Source organism: Streptomyces sp. adm13(2018), assembly GCF_008042145.1.
In the GTDB taxonomy this organism is placed as follows: domain Bacteria; phylum Actinomycetota; class Actinomycetes; order Streptomycetales; family Streptomycetaceae; genus Streptomyces.
Window position 1 is genome coordinate 1 of the sequence record NZ_RDBH01000170.1, and the last position, 1,129, is coordinate 1,129.

Genomic DNA, 1,129 nt, shown 5'->3' on the forward strand with positions numbered 1-1,129 from the left:
GGCTTCGGTGAGGCCGTCGGTGTAGAGCAGGAGCAGGTCGCCGGGGGAGAGGTGGAAGGGCACGTCGGTCAGGTGGACGGTGTCCATGATCCCCAGCAGGGTGCCCATGGCGCCCAGCGGTTCGACGGTTCCGCCCGCGCGGCGGATCAGGGCCGGGGCGTGCCCGGCCAGGGCGATGGTGCCGGACAGGCCGCCGGGGGTGCGGTGGAAGGCGGTGTAGACGGCGGTGAGGAAGCGGGAGGTGTTCTGCGCGAGCAGGGCGGTGTTGAGCCGGTCGAGCAGCTCGGCGGGCGAGCCGGTCTCACCGGCGTCCGCGCGCACGGTGTAGCGGGCCATGGAGCTGACCTGGGCGGCCTGGACGCCCTTGCCGCACACRTCRCCCAGGACGGCGGCGTAGTTTTGGCCGTAGGTGTGGAAGAGGTCGTAGAAGTCACCGCCGACCTCGATGTCGGAGTAGTGGCGGTGGGAGGCAGGCAGGTAGGAGGCGGCGGCCTCCACGCCGGGAACCTTGCGCAGTTGCGGGGGCAGGAGGCCGGCCTGCAAGGTGTGGGCGAGGTCGGCCGACCGCTGCTGCGCGGCCTGGGCAGAGGTCAGCATCTGACGCAGGTGTATCTCCGCCGAGACCGAGCGGGCCAGCGTCGCCAGCGTCATCAGATCCGCCCGCTCCCAGGAACGGGGGGTGTCGGTGATCACGCAGAAACTGCCCAGGACCCGGCCCTCGGGATCGGTCAGGGGATAGCCGGCCCAGGCCCCGATGTTCAACGGACCGACCGAGGGATGGTGCTCGGTGCGCGGGTCGGAGGCGGCGTCGTCGACGATGAACGGCTGCCCGCCCAGTCCGACCAGGAAGTAGCAGAAGCTCTGCCCCACCGGGTTCTGCCGGTCGGCCAGCTCGACGGCGTCCACACCGACGCACGCCTTCCAGAACGAGCGATCACCGTCGACCAGGGTCACGAACGCCCGCCCCGACCCGGTGATCCTCGCCGCGAGCGCGGCCAGGTCCTCGAAGACCTCCTCAGGCCCGGTATCAAGCAGACCGGTGGCTGTCACCGCGGCCAGACGCGCGGGATCCGACAACGCGGCCGGCAGACCATCAGCCCGCAACCCGCCTACGAAATCCATCCCCGCC

At 71.1% G+C, this 1,129-nt stretch carries 1 protein-coding gene; it reads right to left on the reverse strand.

Annotated features, from left to right (window positions below):
• Positions 1-1,122, reverse strand: a 1,122-nt coding sequence (locus EAO70_RS35110) for a PP2C family protein-serine/threonine phosphatase (protein WP_148006862.1), incomplete at its 3' end; no start/stop codon positions are given.
• Positions 1,123-1,129: the final 7 nt, after the last annotated feature.